General features: G+C 74.7%; 2 protein-coding genes. Both read right to left on the reverse strand.

Annotated features, from left to right (window positions below):
• On the reverse strand, nucleotides 1–504 hold a 504-nt coding region (locus KBX39_RS29090; RefSeq protein WP_210873605.1), incomplete at its 3' end, for an ABC transporter transmembrane domain-containing protein.
• A partial coding sequence (locus KBX39_RS29095) for a condensation domain-containing protein (RefSeq protein WP_247660718.1) occupies nucleotides 501–2,302 on the reverse strand: 1,802 nt, incomplete at its 5' end. The genes KBX39_RS29095 and KBX39_RS29090, both read right to left, overlap by 4 nt.

A 2,302-nucleotide genomic window follows, 5' to 3' on the forward strand; every position in this document is an offset into this window, starting at 1 on the left:
GGAGACGAGCAGGTAGAGCAGCACGCCCACGACGACCGTGGCGCCGGTGGCGAGCGCCACCGCTGGCGAGACGATCACCAGGTACGCGATGGCCACCAGCACGAACGCCGCGCCCGAGCAGATGCCCGGCAGGCCGGGCAGCGCGTCGGCGATCACCACCACGTCGTCGGCGAGCGCCGAGTAGAGCTGCGCCGTGCCGGTCCGCTCCACGGTCCGCAGCGGGGCGTCCAGGATGCCGTCGATGAGGCGGCGGCGCAGGTGGTAGACGGCGCCCTGGGACAGCCGGTACAGCATGCTCTGGGAGACGAACTTGGTGACCAGCGTGGCCAGGCAGAGCGCCACGTATCCCCAGATCAGCCGCTGCGAGGGCGCGGCGTCGGCGGCCAGCGCCAGGTTGACCATGGCGATGAAGGCGGCGCCGGTGCCGCCGCTGACGATGCCCGCCGCGATGGCCAGCAGGAACGGGCCCCGGCTGTAGCGCAGCAGGTAGGCGAAGAGGCTCATGCGCCCACCTCGTCCAGCCAGGCACGGAGCGTGGTCAGCGGCGCCGCCGGTGAGTCGGCCAGCCGGCCGAGCAGCAGGTCCCAGCGTCGCATCAGCGCCTGGAGCGCCCGGGCGTCGTGGACGTCGGTGGAGAAGATCCAGGTGCCGTGCAGTTCCGCGCCCTGTTCCCGCATGATCAGCGCCAAGTCGACCTCCGCCGGTCTGAGGTTGGTGCCGAGCACCTCGGAGAAGACGTAGTCGTCACCGATTTCCAACGAATCGACCCGCAGCCCGGGCAACGCGAGTTCCGGCACCTCGGCGTTGAGCAGGTTGAACAGGGTCCGCGTCGGGTCACCGTCCGCGGTGGCCGGCACCGCCAGCCACGGCGGCACGGCCCGGTTGGCGTACGCGTCGAGCGTCCGGTCCCGGACCTGCCGCACCAGCCCGGCGAACGTCGACACGGCGGTCAGGTCGGCGCGTACCACGAGCGGGTGCACGAACCAGCCGATCAGGTCGGCCGTCTCGGCCCGGTCCCGGCCCGCCTCCGGGAAGCCCACCGGGATGTCGTCGCGGCCGGAGCAGGCGGCGAGCAGCAGGTGGTACGCGGCCAGCAGCGCCATGAACAGGCTGGCCCCCTCCTGCCGGGCGAGCCCACGCAGCTTCTCCGTGACCGCCGGGTCGACGCGGAACGCGCGGGTGAAGCCGTCGGCGGCGGTCGTCCCGGTGGCCGGTGGCCGCAGCGTCAGTGCCGGTGGCAGGCCGGCGAGGGCGCGCCGCCAGTGGTCCACGTGCGCGTCGAGCGCGCCGCCGGCCAGTTGCCGGCGCTGCCACGCCGCCACGTCGGGGTACTGCACGGCCAGCTCCGGCAGCTGCGGCGCCCGGCCGGCGGCGTGGGCGCCGTAGAACTCGGTCAGGTCGCGCACCAGCACCCCGTAGGACCAGTTGTCGGTGACCAGGTGATGCATGGTGAGCACCAGCGCGTGCCGGTCCTCGCCGAGGCGGGCCAGCAGGCCGCGCACCATCGGCTCCGCGTCGATGCGGAACGGCCGCCGTCCCTGCTCCTCGATCAGCGCGCGCAGCTCGCCCGGCTCGGCGTCGCGGAGGTCCACCGCCGTCAACGGCCAGCCGCCGGCCGGTTCGATCCGCTGCGCCGGCCCGTCCGGGCCGTCCACGATCCGGGTCCGCAGCGCCTCGTGCCGCCCGACGACGTCGTCCAGGGCGCGGCGCAGCGCCGCCTCGTCCAGCGGTCCGGTCAGCCGCAGCGCGGTCACCACGTTGTGGATCGGGTCGGCCGGGCCGAGCGGGTGGTGCCGGATCAGCCGTTCCTGGCTGAACGACAGCGGCAGGTCGCCGTCGCGGCCGACGCGCGGGATCGGGGCCGGGCCGGTGTCCGCGCCGCTCGCGTGCCGCCGGACCTGCCCGGCCAGCCAGCCGACCGTCGGGTTGCCGAAGAGGTCGCGCAGCGCGAGCCGTACGCCGTACCGGGCGTCGATCTGCGCGGCGAGTTTGGTGGCGAGCAGGGAGTGCCCGCCCAGGGTGAAGAAGTTGTCGTCCCGGCCGACCTCGTCGATCCCGAGCAGCTCCCGCCAGATGTCGGCGATCGCCGCTTCCACCTCGTCGCGGGGCGCTTCGGCAGCAGCGGCGGGCTCGCCGGCGGGCGGCTGCGGCGCGGGCAGGGCGGACCGGTCGACAGTGCCGGCCGGGGTGCGCGGCAGCTCCGGCAGCGCCACCCAGGCGGCCGGGAGCAGATTCTCCGGCAGCCGCTGCCTCAGGTACGCGGCCAGCTCACCGGCCCCGGCCTGCCCCACGACGTACGCGA

The organism is Micromonospora sp. D75 (assembly GCF_018070405.1).
GTDB classification, from domain to species: Bacteria; Actinomycetota; Actinomycetes; order Mycobacteriales; family Micromonosporaceae; genus Micromonospora; species Micromonospora chalcea.